14 protein-coding genes and 1 riboswitch are annotated in these 13,437 nt (G+C 70.0%); of the genes, 4 read left to right on the plus strand and 10 right to left on the minus strand.

Translation table 11 applies throughout. The annotated features are described in order from the left end of the window. Position 1: 1 nt before the first annotated feature. Positions 2-400 (minus strand): TOBE domain-containing protein, encoded by a 399-nt coding sequence (locus BJ969_RS25950; protein ID WP_184483271.1) that lies wholly within the window; start codon positions 398-400, stop codon positions 2-4. Positions 401-572: 172 nt separating this feature from the next. Between BJ969_RS25950 and moaA the strand changes: the two genes are divergently transcribed. From moaA to BJ969_RS25965, 3 genes are all read left to right on the plus strand, one after another. Beyond that, positions 573-1,631, plus strand: coding sequence for a GTP 3',8-cyclase MoaA (gene moaA / locus BJ969_RS25955; protein ID WP_343071599.1), 1,059 nt, complete (start codon positions 573-575; stop codon positions 1,629-1,631). A 6-nt stretch (positions 1,632-1,637) separates the two neighbouring features. Beyond that, positions 1,638-1,934, plus strand: a complete 297-nt coding sequence (locus BJ969_RS25960; protein WP_184483273.1) for a MoaD/ThiS family protein — start codon at positions 1,638-1,640, stop codon at positions 1,932-1,934. Between the two features lie 627 nt (positions 1,935-2,561). Beyond that, positions 2,562-2,675: riboswitch (cyclic di-AMP (ydaO/yuaA leader) on the plus strand. A 19-nt stretch (positions 2,676-2,694) separates the two neighbouring features. Further along, the gene (locus tag BJ969_RS25965) at positions 2,695-3,321 is read left to right on the plus strand and encodes a transglycosylase family protein (protein ID WP_184483275.1); all 627 of its coding nucleotides are present in this window, start codon (positions 2,695-2,697) and stop codon (positions 3,319-3,321) included. Positions 3,322-4,007: 686 nt separating this feature from the next. On the opposite strand, the gene BJ969_RS25970 is transcribed toward BJ969_RS25965, so the two are convergent. From BJ969_RS25970 to BJ969_RS25985, 4 genes are all read right to left on the minus strand, one after another. Continuing rightward, complete coding sequence (locus BJ969_RS25970) at positions 4,008-4,964, minus strand: molybdenum cofactor biosynthesis protein MoaE (RefSeq protein ID WP_184483277.1); 957 nt, start codon at positions 4,962-4,964, stop codon at positions 4,008-4,010. Positions 4,965-5,059: 95 nt separating this feature from the next. Next, on the minus strand, positions 5,060-5,539 hold the full coding sequence (moaC, locus tag BJ969_RS25975) for a cyclic pyranopterin monophosphate synthase MoaC (protein WP_184483279.1): 480 nt from the start codon (positions 5,537-5,539) through the stop codon (positions 5,060-5,062). A gap of 261 nt (positions 5,540-5,800) precedes the next feature. Beyond that, on the minus strand, positions 5,801-7,255 hold the full coding sequence (locus tag BJ969_RS25980; protein WP_184483281.1) for an NAD-dependent malic enzyme: 1,455 nt from the start codon (positions 7,253-7,255) through the stop codon (positions 5,801-5,803). A 263-nt stretch (positions 7,256-7,518) separates the two neighbouring features. Then, the gene (locus tag BJ969_RS25985; RefSeq protein ID WP_184483282.1) at positions 7,519-7,707 is read right to left on the minus strand and encodes a hypothetical protein; all 189 of its coding nucleotides are present in this window, start codon (positions 7,705-7,707) and stop codon (positions 7,519-7,521) included. A 196-nt stretch (positions 7,708-7,903) separates the two neighbouring features. Between BJ969_RS25985 and BJ969_RS25990 the strand changes: the two genes are divergently transcribed. Then, positions 7,904-10,162, plus strand: a complete 2,259-nt coding sequence (locus BJ969_RS25990; RefSeq protein ID WP_184483284.1) for a helicase-associated domain-containing protein — start codon at positions 7,904-7,906, stop codon at positions 10,160-10,162. Here BJ969_RS25990 and BJ969_RS25995 read toward each other — a convergent pair whose 3' ends face one another. From BJ969_RS25995 to BJ969_RS26015, 5 genes are all read right to left on the minus strand, one after another. Beyond that, positions 10,163-10,504 (minus strand): hypothetical protein, encoded by a 342-nt coding sequence (locus tag BJ969_RS25995; RefSeq protein WP_184483286.1) that lies wholly within the window; start codon positions 10,502-10,504, stop codon positions 10,163-10,165. A gap of 294 nt (positions 10,505-10,798) precedes the next feature. Then, positions 10,799-11,662, minus strand: coding sequence for a hypothetical protein (locus tag BJ969_RS26000; RefSeq protein WP_184483288.1), 864 nt, complete (start codon positions 11,660-11,662; stop codon positions 10,799-10,801). A 241-nt stretch (positions 11,663-11,903) separates the two neighbouring features. After that, positions 11,904-12,200, minus strand: coding sequence for a hypothetical protein (locus BJ969_RS26005; protein WP_184483290.1), 297 nt, complete (start codon positions 12,198-12,200; stop codon positions 11,904-11,906). Further along, complete coding sequence (locus BJ969_RS26010; protein ID WP_184483292.1) at positions 12,197-12,421, minus strand: SAV_915 family protein; 225 nt, start codon at positions 12,419-12,421, stop codon at positions 12,197-12,199. The genes BJ969_RS26005 and BJ969_RS26010 overlap by 4 nt, the downstream gene beginning before the upstream one ends. A 543-nt stretch (positions 12,422-12,964) precedes the next feature. Next, the gene (locus BJ969_RS26015; protein WP_184483294.1) at positions 12,965-13,222 is read right to left on the minus strand and encodes a hypothetical protein; all 258 of its coding nucleotides are present in this window, start codon (positions 13,220-13,222) and stop codon (positions 12,965-12,967) included. Between the last annotated feature and the right edge of the window lie 215 nt (positions 13,223-13,437).

Below are 13,437 nucleotides of genomic sequence, written 5' to 3' on the forward strand. Positions count from 1 at the left end.
GTCAGCCTCCCGGTGTCTCCACCACGACGGCGGTCGATTTGACCACCGCCACCGCCAGCACTCCCGGTTCGAGCCCCAGTTCCCGCACGGCCTCGGTGCTCATCAGCGACACCACCCGGTGCGGGCCGCACTGCAACTCGACCTGGGACATCACCCGGTCCGAGACGACCTCGGTGACCAGCCCGACCCAGCGGTTGCGGGCCGACCTGCCCACCCCGGAGGGGTCGGGCACGGCACGCGCCTGGTCACGGGCGAACTCGGCGAGGTCGGCGCCGTCCACGACGAGGCGGCCGGAGCCGTCGCGCGCGGTGGGCAGTTGACCGCCGTCGGCCCAGCGGCGCACGGTGTCGTCGCTGACGCCCAGCAGCCCGGCGGCTTCGGAAATCCGGTAGTGCGGCACAGTCGTGCAGATTACTGCCGCAGCTGCGGCTGAGACAGTGTCATCGAACACGCAGTTGCGTCCCGGTCACCGTCCGGTGTGGATTTCCGCAGGTGAGGAATCCGCCGTACTGGCAGGAGAAAGCCGGGCACGACGATCGAAATACCCCTCCGGGCAGGGTTAGGCTCGAACGGTGACCGCAGTGGACCTGGGCATCCCGGCCGTGCGCCCCGCGACCGACACGTCGACCCGTCCGGACACCCCGGCCTTGATCGACCGGTTCGGCCGCGTGGCCACCGACCTCCGCGTTTCCTTGATCGACAAGTGCAACCTGCGCTGCACCTACTGCATGCCCGCCGAGGGGCTGCCGTGGCTGAAGCGCCAGGAGATGCTCGACACCGAGGAGATGAACCGGCTCATCCGGATCGCCGTGGAGACCCTCGGGGTCACCAACGTGCGGTTCACCGGCGGTGAACCGCTGCTGCGCCAGGACCTGGTGGACGTCATCGGCGCCACCAGCGCGCTGACCGGGAACCCGAAGACCTCCTTGACCACCAACGGGATCAACCTGCACCGCCACGCCGACGCGCTGGTCGAGGCAGGGCTGGACCGGGTCAACGTCTCGCTGGACACCCTGCGCGCCGACACCTTCCACCAGCTGACCCGCCGCGACCGCTTCGACGACGTGCTCGACGGGCTCGCCGCGGCGAAGGCGACGGGACTGGAACCGGTCAAGGTGAACGCGGTGCTGCTGCGCGGCGTGAACGACGACGAAGCGGGCGACCTGCTGCGGTTCTGCCTGACCGAGGGCTACCAGCTGCGGTTCATCGAGCAGATGCCACTGGACCCGCAGCACGGCTGGGACCGCGACCAGATGATCACCGCGGACGAGATCCTGGAACGGCTGGGCGAGGAGTTCACCCTCACCCCGCACGTCGCCGAACGCGGTTCCGCCCCCGCCGAGCGCTGGCTGGTGGACGGCGGACCGGGCACGGTCGGCGTGATCGGGTCGGTGACGCGGCCGTTCTGCGCGGCCTGCGACCGCACCCGGCTCACCGCCGACGGGCAGCTGCGGTCCTGCCTGTTCTCCACCACCGAGACCGATCTGCGCGGCCCGCTGCGCGACGGCGCCGGGGACGACGAACTAGCCCGGCTGTGGCAGGAAACGATGTGGGCCAAGAAGGCCGGGCACGGAATGGACGACGACGGGTTCGCCCAGCCGTCCCGCCCGATGAGCGCGATCGGAGGCTGACCAGCCATGACGGTGCAGTTCGACGACACCCCGACCGCGCTGGCGGTGCGGGTGCGCTACTTCGCCGGCGCCAGGGCCGCGGCCGGCGTGGCCGAGGAGACCCTGCGCGTCTCCGCGGGCTCGCCGGGCCCGGTGCGGGCCTCCGACGTGATCGACGCGGTGCTCGGCGCGCACGACGAGCGGCTGGCGAGCGTCGTGCCCGCCTGCAGCTTCCTGCTCAACGGGGTCGCGGTGCGCGACCGCTCGACCTCGGTCGATGACGGCGATGAGCTGGACGTGCTGCCGCCGTTCGCGGGTGGCTGAACGGCTGCGGCGTTCGAGTTCTTTCCTTATTGATCCGCCCGCGCAGGCGCGCGTGCGCGAATACAACACTCCCCGGCGTGTCTGACACACTCCCCCGGGTGACTTTCCGGTGTGCGTTCGAGTGACTCCGCACCGCTGCCCGACGGCGCCCCCGGCGACCGTCTCTTGATCTTCGAACCGGTCCCGCGACTCCGTCCGCGATCTCGCCGAGTCGATCACTCGACCGAGGTCGACATTGACTCAGAGTCACGCCGCTTGATCAGTCAGTGATCGCGAAATCCGCTCGATCCACGCCTGATCCGGACTCGATTCAGAGCACCCCGGGAGTTACGAGCACTCAACGAGCAGGTTTCCAGGGCGCCGAAGAGGTGAGCCACGCCTCACTGACGGTGATCGATCTCAGCCCGGAAACGACTTGATAACGACGCTCTGATCAGCAAGAACGATCGAGATCGGACACCCCCGAGTCATCGTTACTGTGACGACCGTCACATATGCTCAGATTTCCGCTTCGGCGATCGGTTACGTAGTGTCGCTCTCCGGTCGGCCCCGAACCGATCAGCAAGGACCACGGAAGCCCGCAGCGCCGAACCCTGTCCGGCGGGCTTCCCACCCCCGAAAGAAACCAACCGGACAGGGGCGGGGGAACCACCACTGGGCGCCCCGAACGCCCTAGGGGTGAAGCCGGCTCCCGAGCCGGCCGGGCTGCCTCTCAGTCCGAACCCGACAGCTCACCTCGCAAGCGCGGCAGGAGAGGGAAATGACTCGCTACGAAGGCAAGCACCGCAAACCTTCCACCGCCGGCATCGCCCGCAACGCCGCCCGGCTGGCCATCGCCGGTGCCGTGGTCGCCGCCCCGATCGCGATCGCAGCACCCGCCAACGCCGCCGACTGGGACAAGCTCGCGCAGTGCGAGAGCAGCGGGAACTGGAGCGCCAACACCGGCAACGGCTTCTCCGGCGGACTCCAGTTCACCCCGTCCACCTGGGCCGCCTACGGCGGCACCCAGTACGCGTCGAACGCCAAGGACGCCAGCCGCGAAGAGCAGATCGCGGTCGCCGAGAAGGTCCTCGCCTCGCAGGGCTCCGGCGCCTGGCCCGGCTGCACCGCGAAGACCAGCTGGACCAGCGGCAGCACCAGCAGCAAGTCCAGCAGCTCCTCGGAGAAGAGCTCCTCCTCGAAGAAGAGCGAGACCAGCTCCAAGAAGTCCACCAAGAAGTCGACCGTGAAGTCCGGCGGTGCCGACTACACGGTGCAGACCGGTGACACCCTGGGCAAGATCGCCAGCCAGTACGGCGTGAACTACCAGGACATCTTCGAGCGCAACAGCCACGTGCTGGACGACCCGAACATGATCTTCCCGGGCCAGCAGCTCGACATCAAGTGATCACCCGGCCAGGTCCCTGACCTGGCGTGGAGTCGGACGTCCGGCCCGTTCCCCCGTGCGGGCCGGCCCGACTCCCAGACCCGGGACCCTGCCGCCACCCCCAGCGGCAGGGTCCCGTTTCACTTTTTGGGGGTTGCACGGCTCTTTTTGCTTTGGTGTCCGGGTAGCGGAACCTCAGGTGTCTTCTCGCTGCGGGATCTTTTTCCCAAGTGGCTCCGCCACGAGGGAAAAAGCTGTCCTCGCGAGAAGACACCTGAGAACCCGCCGGTGAGGACTTCTCGACGTGGGCTATGTGCTTCGCACATACAGGCACGGCCTCCGGCCGCAAGGCAGACTTCGCTTCGCTCGTCCAAGGCACGGCTTCGCCGCGAGGCACGGCCTTCGGCCGCCAGGCAAGCGTGGCTTCGCCCGCCCACTGCACGGCTTTCGCCGGCAGGAACGGCTTCGGCCGCGAGGCGGGTGCGCTTCGCCGCCCACTGCATGGCTTCGCCGCTTGGCCTGCCTTTGGCCGTAGGGCGGGTGGGGCTTCGCCCGCTTTGGGCCGGAGGGCAGGCTGAGTGATCTGGGATCGTTGCTTCGCTGAGATCTGGATGTGCCTGGAACGCTCAAGGACGGGCGTCAGCGAGATCGACCGGGACGCGAGGGTCCTTGGGCTGGAGGTCGTCGCGCGGGGCGTAGAGACCGTCTCAGGGGCAGTTGACCCATTCCTCGGTGGTGTCGGTGAAGACCTGGCGCTTCCAGATGGGGAGGCGGCGCTTCACCTCGTCGACCAGTTCGGCGCAGACCGCGAACGCTTCCTTGCGGTGTTCGGCGGCTACCGCGCAGGCCAGCGCCACGTCGCCGATGGCCAGCAGGCCCACCCGGTGGGCCACTGCCAACGCCCGGACCCCCTCGTGGCGACCGGCCAGCTCGGCGGCGACCTCGCGGATCACCTCTTCGGCGCTGGGATGCCCGACGTACTCCAGCTCGGTGACGCCCCGGCCCCCGTCGTGATCGCGCACCACACCGCCGAAGGTGACGACCGCGCCCGCGGCCCGGTCCTCCACCAGGCGCGCCACGTCCTCGACCAGCAGCGGGCGGTCGGCGACCTCGGCGAGCAGCACCGCCGCGTGCTCGCGGACCGGCTCCGAGGTGGCCTCGGCGGCCGGATCGACCTCGCCGCCGGGCACGTGATCACCGCCGTGGAGCTGGTCCACCGCGTGGTCGAGCACGCCGTCGAGCACGCCGAGCCCGTCGGCGACCCCGCCGCGCGAACCCGGCAGGTTGACGATCAGCGTCCGCCCGCTCACACCGGCCACGCCGCGGGACAGCACGGCCGTCGGCACCTGCGGCAGCCCCGCCGCGCGCACCGCGTCGGCCAAACCGGGGATCTGGTGGTCCAGCACCTCGGCTGTGACCTCGGGCGTGCGGTCGGTCGGGTTGATCCCCGTACCGCCGGTCGTGATCACCACCGTGATCTCGGCGGCCACGGCGTCCCGCAGCGCCCGGCCCACGGGCTCCCCGTCCGGCACGACCACCGGATCGCCGACCTCGAAACCGCGCTCGCGCAACCACTCCACGATGACGGGGCCGGTGCGGTCGGTGTACACGCCTGCCGCGGCGCGGTTCGACGCGGCCACGACACGAGCGGAGCGGGCTGGCATGGGCGGAACTCCTTGCGATCGCGGGCAGGCACGACGGGGACGTCACGTCGCCGCGCCGAACTCCAGACTACGAGCCGCCACCGGCAGCGGGACGATCAGTCCTCGCGAACCCAGGTGCCCGTTTTGCCGCCTTCCTTGCGCTCGACGCGGACGGCGTCGAGCACCGCGGCCGGATCGACCGCTTTGATCATGTCGTGCAGCGCGAGGCCGGCGCCGGTGACGGCGGTCAACGCCTCCATCTCGACACCGGTCCGGTCGGTGGTGCGCACCGTGGCCGTGATCCGGACCTCCGCGTCACCGAGGTCCAGCTGCACCTTCACACCGGACAGCGCGATCGGATGGCACAACGGGACCAGGTCCGGCGTCCGCTTCGCCGCCATGATCCCCGCGATCCGCGCGGTCGCCAGCGCATCGCCCTTGGGCAACCCGTCCCGCCGCACCAGCGCGAGGACTTCCGCGGTGGTTCGCACGACCCCGGTGGCCACGGCGGTCCGGGCGGTCGCCTCCTTCGCGGAGACGTCGACCATGCGAGCCGCCCCCGACTCGTCCACGTGCGTGAGCTCGTCCTGCGCCATACCGCAGAACCTTACGGCCCGCCCTTGATCTTGCCTTCCCAGGTGAGCGGCACCGTTGGTCCTCGTCCTGTCAGCGGCGAAGCCGCTGAGCAGCGACCCAGCACGCAACCGGACCACCCGCGGGTTCTCAGCTGCTTCCTCGCGAGGACAGCTTTTTTCCTCGTGGCGGAGCCACTAGGGAAAAAGATCCCGCAGCGAGGAAGCAGCTGAGGTTCCGCCACCCGACCACACGCCCAAACCGACCGGGCGGGCACTCCGGGCTCAGTAGTCGAGGTCTTCTGCCATTGACCAGGGCATCGAGGAACCGCCGTGCGAGGGCTGCTCGGTGCGGCCCGCGATGGCGGCCTTGCGGACGGCTTCGGCGACGGCCGGGGCGACCGTGGTGTCGAAGACGCTCGGCACGATGAACGACGGGTTGACCCGCTCCTCGCCGTCGACGACGTCGGCGATCGCGTTCGACGCCGCGATCATCATGTCGTCGGTGATCTCGTGGGCGTGCGCGTCGAGCAGGCCGCGGAAGAAGCCGGGGAACGCGAGCACGTTGTTGATCTGGTTCGGGTAGTCGCTGCGGCCGGTGGCGACGACCTTGGCGTGCTGCTGCGCCTCCAGCGGGTCGATCTCCGGGTCCGGGTTGGCCAGCGCGAACACGATCGCGTCGTCGTGCATGGTGGCCACGTCGTCGCCGCTGAGCAGGTTCGGCGCCGACACCCCGATGAACACGTCGGCTCCGTTGACCGCGTCGGACAGGGTGCCGGTGCGCCCGTCGACGTTGGTGCCCGCCGCGATGGAGCGGAGGTTCTCGTCCTCGTCGCCGCGCCCGCTGTGGACGATGCCGTCGATGTCCACGGCGATGATGTCGGCGGGCTTCTTGTGCTGGAGCAGCCGGATGATCGCCGAGCCCGCGGCACCGACGCCGCAGACCACGATGCGGCAGTCCTCGATGTTCTTGCCGACGACCCGCAGCGCGTTGCGCAGCGCGCCCAGCACCACGATGGCGGTGCCGTGCTGGTCGTCGTGGAACACGGGGATGTTCAGCTTGTCCCGCAGCCGCGCCTCGATCTCGAAGCAACGCGGCGCGGCGATGTCCTCCAGGTTGATGCCGCCGTAGACCGGCGCGATGAGCTCGACCGCGCGGATGATCTCCTCGGTGTCCTGGGTGTCGAGGCACACCGGCCAGGCGTTGACGCCGGCGAACTTCTTGAACAGCGCCGCCTTGCCCTCCATCACGGGCAGCGCGGCCTCCGGGCCGATGTTGCCGAGGCCGAGCACGGCGGAGCCGTCGGTGACCACGGCGACCGAGTTCCGCTTGATCGTCAGCCGCCGGGCGTCCTCGGGGTTCTCCGCGATGGCCGTGCACACCCGCGCCACGCCGGGCGTGTAGGCGCGGGAGAGGTCGTCGCGGTTGGCGAGCGCGACCCGCGAGCTCACCTCGATCTTCCCGCCGAGGTGGACGAGGAAGGTCCGGTCGGAGATCTTGCGGACCTTGACGCCGGGCAGTTCGCCGAGCCGGTCGGTGATGTCGCTGGCGTGGTCGGCCGACAGCGCGTTGCAGGTGATGTCCACGACGATGCGGTCGGCGTGCGATTCGACGACGTCGAACGCGGTGATGACACCGCCCGCCCGGCCGATGGCGCTGGCGAGGTCGCCCGCCGCGCTGGCCGACGGCGGCGCCTCCACTCGGACCGTGATCGAGTAACCCGGACCTGGAACCGGCATGGCCACACCCCTGTCGCGCGCGAAGTTTCAACTTGAACGCCGGGCCCGAAGCACACCACTCGGGGCTGGGGCAAGATCCAGCGCCCACCAAAGCCATTGAACTTCACCCGGCGGAGAAAAAGCCTAGAACTTTCTCAAGTGTGATTGACGTCCGGCACGGTTACCGACGGGTCGGTCTTGACAACGAGCTCCCCGAACGCACGAAAGCCCCGGATCCGCGCGGGATCCGGGGCCGGTGCGCGAGCGGCCGAAGCCGCCCGAAGTCACTTGTTGATCTTGGTGACGGGGTGCTCGTACGGGAACGTGCCCTCGTCGAAGGGGAACGTGACGTCACCGAACGGCGACAGCGCGCCCTGCTTGTCGGCGACCAGCTCGCTGACCGGGTGCTCCCCGTCGCCCACGTGCGGCCACGTCGGGTCGATGCGGTCCTTCTTCGCGTTGCCACCGGCCACGGTGATCCTCCGGAAAGTCGTCGTGGGCGTACGACCCCCAGTTTGCCCGATCCGGCGGCGCGATCGAACCCCGCCCTGCCCGATACGACGCGAATCACCCGCCGTCGGAGCGCCCGCTCGCGGCACCCGGCGCTCGCCGTGCCTGATCACTCACGATCCGAGGGCTGCGCAGGGGGGACTCGGTATCGTGGCGGGGATGGCTTCACTCGCGGACTCCCTGCGGGCACGCGGCGACGAGGACCTCACGGCCTTGCTGCGCATGCGGCCCGACCTGGCCACGCCCCCGCCGGCGGACACGTCCGTGCTGGCCACCCGCGCGGGGGTGCGCTCGTCGGTGGCGCGCGCCTGCGAGGACCTGGACTCGTTCGCGCTGTCCACCTTGGAAGCCCTGGTGCTGCTGGACGCGGATTCGGCGCCGGTCCCGCTGGACGCGGTCGCCGAGATGCTCGGCTCGGGCGTGACCCCGCAGCGGACCCGGCGGGCCGTGGAGGAGCTGCGGCGCCGCGCGCTGGTCTGGGGCGAGGACGCCGAGCTCGCCGTGGTGCCCACCGCGCGGGAGGCGCTGCCCGCGTTCCCCGCCGGGCTGGGCCGACCCGCCGACGACCTCACCCCCGACGCCGCGGACGCCGCGCTCGCCGAACTCGACGAGCAGGAGCGGGACCTCGTCAGCAAGCTCGCCGGCTCGCGGCCGATCGGGCGCACCAAGGACGCCGGGCGCGGGATCACCGCCGACGAGGCGGCGACGCCGGTGCAGCGGCTGCTCGCGAAGGGCCTGCTGCTGCGCCGCGACACCGAGACCGTGGAGCTGCCCCGCCAGCTCGCGTTCGCGGTCCGCGGCGCCGACCCGATGGGGCCGGTGGAGCCGGAGGAACCGCTGCTCGACCTCGTCGCCCACGACCAGGCCACGGTGGACTCCACCGCCGCGGGCGAAGTGCTGGAACTGCTGCGGCACCTGGAGTCGATGCTGCACCTGTGGAGCGAGGACCCGCCGGACGTGCTGCGCTCCGGCGGCATCGGGGTGCGCGACATCCGCCGCGCCGCGAAGGAGCTCGACGTCGACGAAGCCCGGGTGTCGCTGCTGGTGGAGCTGGCGGTGGCCGCGAACCTCCTCGCCGCCACCGACGGCGGCGAACCGCGGTGGACGCTCACCTACGGCGCCGACACCTGGCTCGCTTCCGGACCGGAGCAGCGGTGGGCACCGCTGGCGAAGAGCTGGGTGGAGCTGCCCCGGCTGCCGGGCCTGATCGGGGCGCGCGACGAGAAGGACCGCCTGCTGGGCCCGTTGTCCGAGGAGTTGCGCCGCCCGCTGGCGCCCCGCGACCGGCACCGGATCCTCGGCCTGCTCGACGAACTCCCCGGCGGGCACGGGGTGCGCGCCGCCGACGACGCGGCGGCCGTGCTGGCCTGGCGCGCTCCGCGCCGCGGTGGCCGGCTGCGCGACGACCTGGTGCGCTGGACGCTGCGGGAGGCGACGGCGCTGGGCGTCGTCGCGCTGGGCGCGCTGTCGAGCGCCGGGCGCGCGGTGCTGTTCGACGACGCGAGCACGGCGGCGCAGGTGCTGACCTCGGCGCTGCCGGAACCGCTGGACCACGTGCTGGTGCAGGCGGACCTGACGGTCGTCGCGCCCGGCAGGCTCGAACCGGACCTGGCCGCGGACATGAACCTCGTGGCCGATGTGGAGTCCGCGGGCAGCGCCACCGTCTACCGGGTCGGCGAGAGCAGCGTACGCCGCGCGCTCGACGCGGGCCGCAGCGCCGACGAGCTGCACGCGCTGTTCCGCGACCGGTCCCGCACCCCCATCCCGCAGGGCTTGACGTACCTGATCGACGACGTGGCGCGCAGGCACGGCAGGCTCCGCGCGGGCACCGCGTCGGCCTTCCTGCGCTGCGACGATTCGGTGCTGCTGGCGGAAGTGCTGGCCAGTCCCGGCATCGGCGAGCTGGAACTGCGCCGCATCGCGCCCACCGTGCTGGTGAGCCCGCTACCGCTGGTGGAGGTGCTGGACGGCCTGCGAGCGGCCGGGTTCGCCCCCGCCGCCGAAGGCCCCGACGGCCAGATCCTGGACCTGCGTTCCGACGGCCACCGGGTGCGCGGTCGCGCCAGGACGACTCAGCAGGCGGCGCTGCCCACCCCGCCCGGCGAGGAGCAGCTCGCGGAGCTCATCGCGCAGCTGCGCTCCGGTGACCGCGCGGGCTCGGTGCGCAGGGGCAGCGCCATGAGCCCCGAGCGCGGCAGGCCCAGCGCCGAGGCGACGTTGCGGTTGCTGCGCGACGCCGCCGCCCAGCAGCGCAGCGTGTGGCTCGGCTTCGTCAACTCCAACGGCGTGTCCAGCCAGGTCGTCGTGCAACCCGTCAGCGTCGGCGGCGGAGTCCTCCAAGGCGTCGACAGGGGCAGCGGCGAACCGGGCCGATTCCCCTTGCACCGCATCACATCCGTAGCGGTCGTCGAGGACTGATCACCGCAGCTTGAGCTTGTCGAGGGCCTTCGGATTCGTCTTCGCGCCACGGTTCACGGAGTGGGCGATGCCGTTGTAGACGAGGTCCCACAGGTCCCGGTTGGCCTGGATCTCCCGCAGGTTGATGGAGAGCTCGGTGCCCTTCCGGTCCGCGAGCTCCAGATCCCACGACAGGCCGCCGCTGGTCCCGACGATTTGAACCTTCGTCAGCTCGTAGACGTCGACATGCCCACCCTTCACCGCGAACCAGTCCGCACCGGCGGAGATTCCGTGCTTCTTGCCGTAGAAGTAGAAGACGACCGGACCGCTCAAGATCAGCAACCACATCCACCAAGTGGACATCCACTCGATTCCCCAGTCGCGCAAAGTCGCGTACCCGATCCCCAAGACCGAGACGATGCATCCGGCACCGACTGAGGCCCACACGGTTCCCTGGTACCACTCCAGCAATTGGCCACGCCCCTCGGGAGCGGACGGATACTTCGCCCTGCTGGACACATTTTTATCGGTGTACCCCCCGGAACCGGCCACCGGAGCACGGGGAGGCCGTGGTTCACCGGACTTCGGATTCGGTTTCGGCGCCACCTGCGGCAATTTCAGACCCCATCCTTCACGACAAGACCGGAGTTGGAGCGGTCAATCCGGCCACACCTCGTCAACGACAAACCCAACTCCGACACCGACCACTCCTCCTAGGACCACGCCGACCGGTCCAGCGACGCAAGCACCAACCGCTGCACCAGCGGCAAGCGATGAGGCTCCGCCCACCACAGCTTGTGTCGGGTCTTTTCCCGAAGTGACGTCCACGCCGACGCCGATAGACGTGAAGATCAAACCGGCTACCGGTATCCGCTGGCCGACTTTCACAGCCCCTTTCAGGACCGGGCTAGGCCCCTTCAGGTCCCTGGGAACCAGTTTGGTGTCGACTCGCTTGATCCCCGCCTTCACCCGGTCCGGGAAGCGGTCGATGACCCTCGCGGAGCGGGTCGCCATGGCGTCGTTCAGCGCGGCCTTGGCGTTCACCTCGTTGGTGACCTGGATGCCGATGGCCTTGGACCGATTGGCGAAGCTGAGGTCGGTGCTAGCAGCGAGCTTCGAGGCACGTTCGGCCTTGCTCATCGCCGTTTCGGCGAACTCCTTGAACTTGCTGGTCCGCACCGCGACGGCGGCGGTGGCCCCGCTGGTCATGTCGGTGAGGGTCAGTGCCAGCTTCGCCGGGTCGAAGGTGCCGGACAGGAATCGAACCAGCACGTGCTGGGAATCGGTCTCCTTCTTCTTGGCTTCCTTGACGATCTGGCTCGCCTGCGCGTAGGCCTGCGCCTTCTTCTCGAAGGCCGCGGCCGCCTGCGTCGCCGCCGCGTGGTCCTGCTTCTGCTGCTGCGTGGCAGGGCGGTCGGCGGGCAGTGTCTCGGGCGCCGCGGGCGCTGGACCGGGTTCCTGGATCTCGTAGCCCTTGATCGCCAGTCCGCCCTCGGTCGCGACGTCACGGGCGCGCTGCATCTGAACTCGGACAACGATCCGGCCAGATTGTCCACGATCTTCCCCGCCTGGTCGAGCACGGCCCGGAACGAATCGCCTGCCTGTTCGCGCCAACCGGTCTCGGAATCGCCGCGCACCCCGTGAAGCCGGTCGCCGGTGGTATCGGCGTGCTCGGCCTGTCCGCGCAGCCAGCCGCAGGTCGCGGTCAAGCTGTCGGGGTCTCCTTTTACTTCGGTGTCGAGTCCCACCGTCTCCCCCTGCGCTAGCGCGGCTGTTCGGCTTGCAGCTGCTGCGCTTTGAACGCGGCCGCCTGCTCGTAATCGGTCTCCACATATGCAGTGCGGCTCTCCGCAACTGAATCGCCCAGGGCGCCCACGTCCACGACGGCGTTGCCCAACGCCTCAGCCAGCACTGCGATCGCGCCGTCAACAGCGCCGGTCACCGCGCCTGCCCGCGTCTCCGGTGGTTCGGAGGCTCCGCCTTCAAGATCCGCGCTCGCACCGCGAAGCTTCGCGGCGAGCTCAGCCAGCAACGCCGGGTCGGCGTGCAGCCTGCTCATCGCGCCCCCTCCTGGTAGCGGGTGCGGCGTTCGTCCACCGGCAGCGCCGCATCCCACAGGATCACATCCGCTCCCGAACGAGCTCGAAGATCGTCGAGCTGATGCCCACGCACCGCGACCCAGGCTTGTCCGTCGCCGCAGCCGTCCACGAGTCCGCGCAGCGAGGTGAACGCCAGCAACGCACGGTCGCCTTGAGCCGTGTCGCGCAGCTCAAGCGTCACTTCCTCGTCCTGCCGGGTGACTCGCTGAGACGGCAGGTACACCGTTTCCGGTACTTGTTCCTCGGCTTCGTCGGATTCGATGTGCTCGGCTCCGAAGACCGCCGGTGCAGCCTGCTCGTGTTTCCCGCATCACGTGCCGGTCGCCATAAACCACGAACGCGTCTCCCTCCCCTGTCGGCGCGCCGCACGCACGATATCGCCCGTACCAGGCGATTTGCGGCACCTCCCCGTGCCTCACCTGATCAGCCCAGCGGATCACTTCCACCGTGGTGTGGATCAGCTTCGCCGCTGCCCCTTGCGATTCGATCCGTCACGAGGATTCGGGATCGGTATCCGGACCGACACCGCTGCCGAGGACGTCGGTGTCCACGCGGGACGGGATGGGCGGGCCGATCGGAGCGGGATCGTCAGGGGCGGCCATGCGGGCTCCTTCTGCGGTGTGGGTGGGGAGCCCGGCCCTCGCGCCGGGGAACGCGAGGACCGGGCGAACGGTCCGAAGCCGGTCGGGGAAGAGGGGGGGCGGCATCGGACCGGATCAGGGGGTCAGGTCGGCCAAGTCGGAGCCGAGTCGACGACCTGCCCGGCGGACTCTTCGGCGGGGTAAGGGCCGAGAGTTAGGCAGACTGTGCAGAGCTCTCGGCCACTGGGGAGGTCGCGCGGGACGTCGAGTCTGCGGTGCACCGGGCCGCGCACGAAGTGGCCGCATTCGCCGATCGCCGAGCCGCTGCCGGTGACGCCGATGATGCGGTGCCAGTGCGGCTCGTACGCCGCGGCCATCCAGCCGAAATCCCGCACGGTCACGCGAAACTCCCTTGTTCGCAATGCTTTCCCGGCTTGCTCGAACTCGGATCAGCGACTCGGGGTCACCCGAGGCGGACACGGCTCCGGCGCCGGTGCAGCTCCCGCCAGTAACGGCGGGAGTGCCGCCGGGTGCGCCATCTCGACCAGGGTTTGACCATGGCCGAAACGTAGCCGATTGAAATTTCATTCAGCAATCGCTCGATCGAGCGATCATG

Origin of the sequence: Saccharopolyspora gloriosae (assembly GCF_014203325.1) — a bacterium.
GTDB classification, from domain to species: domain Bacteria; phylum Actinomycetota; class Actinomycetes; order Mycobacteriales; family Pseudonocardiaceae; genus Saccharopolyspora_C; species Saccharopolyspora_C gloriosae.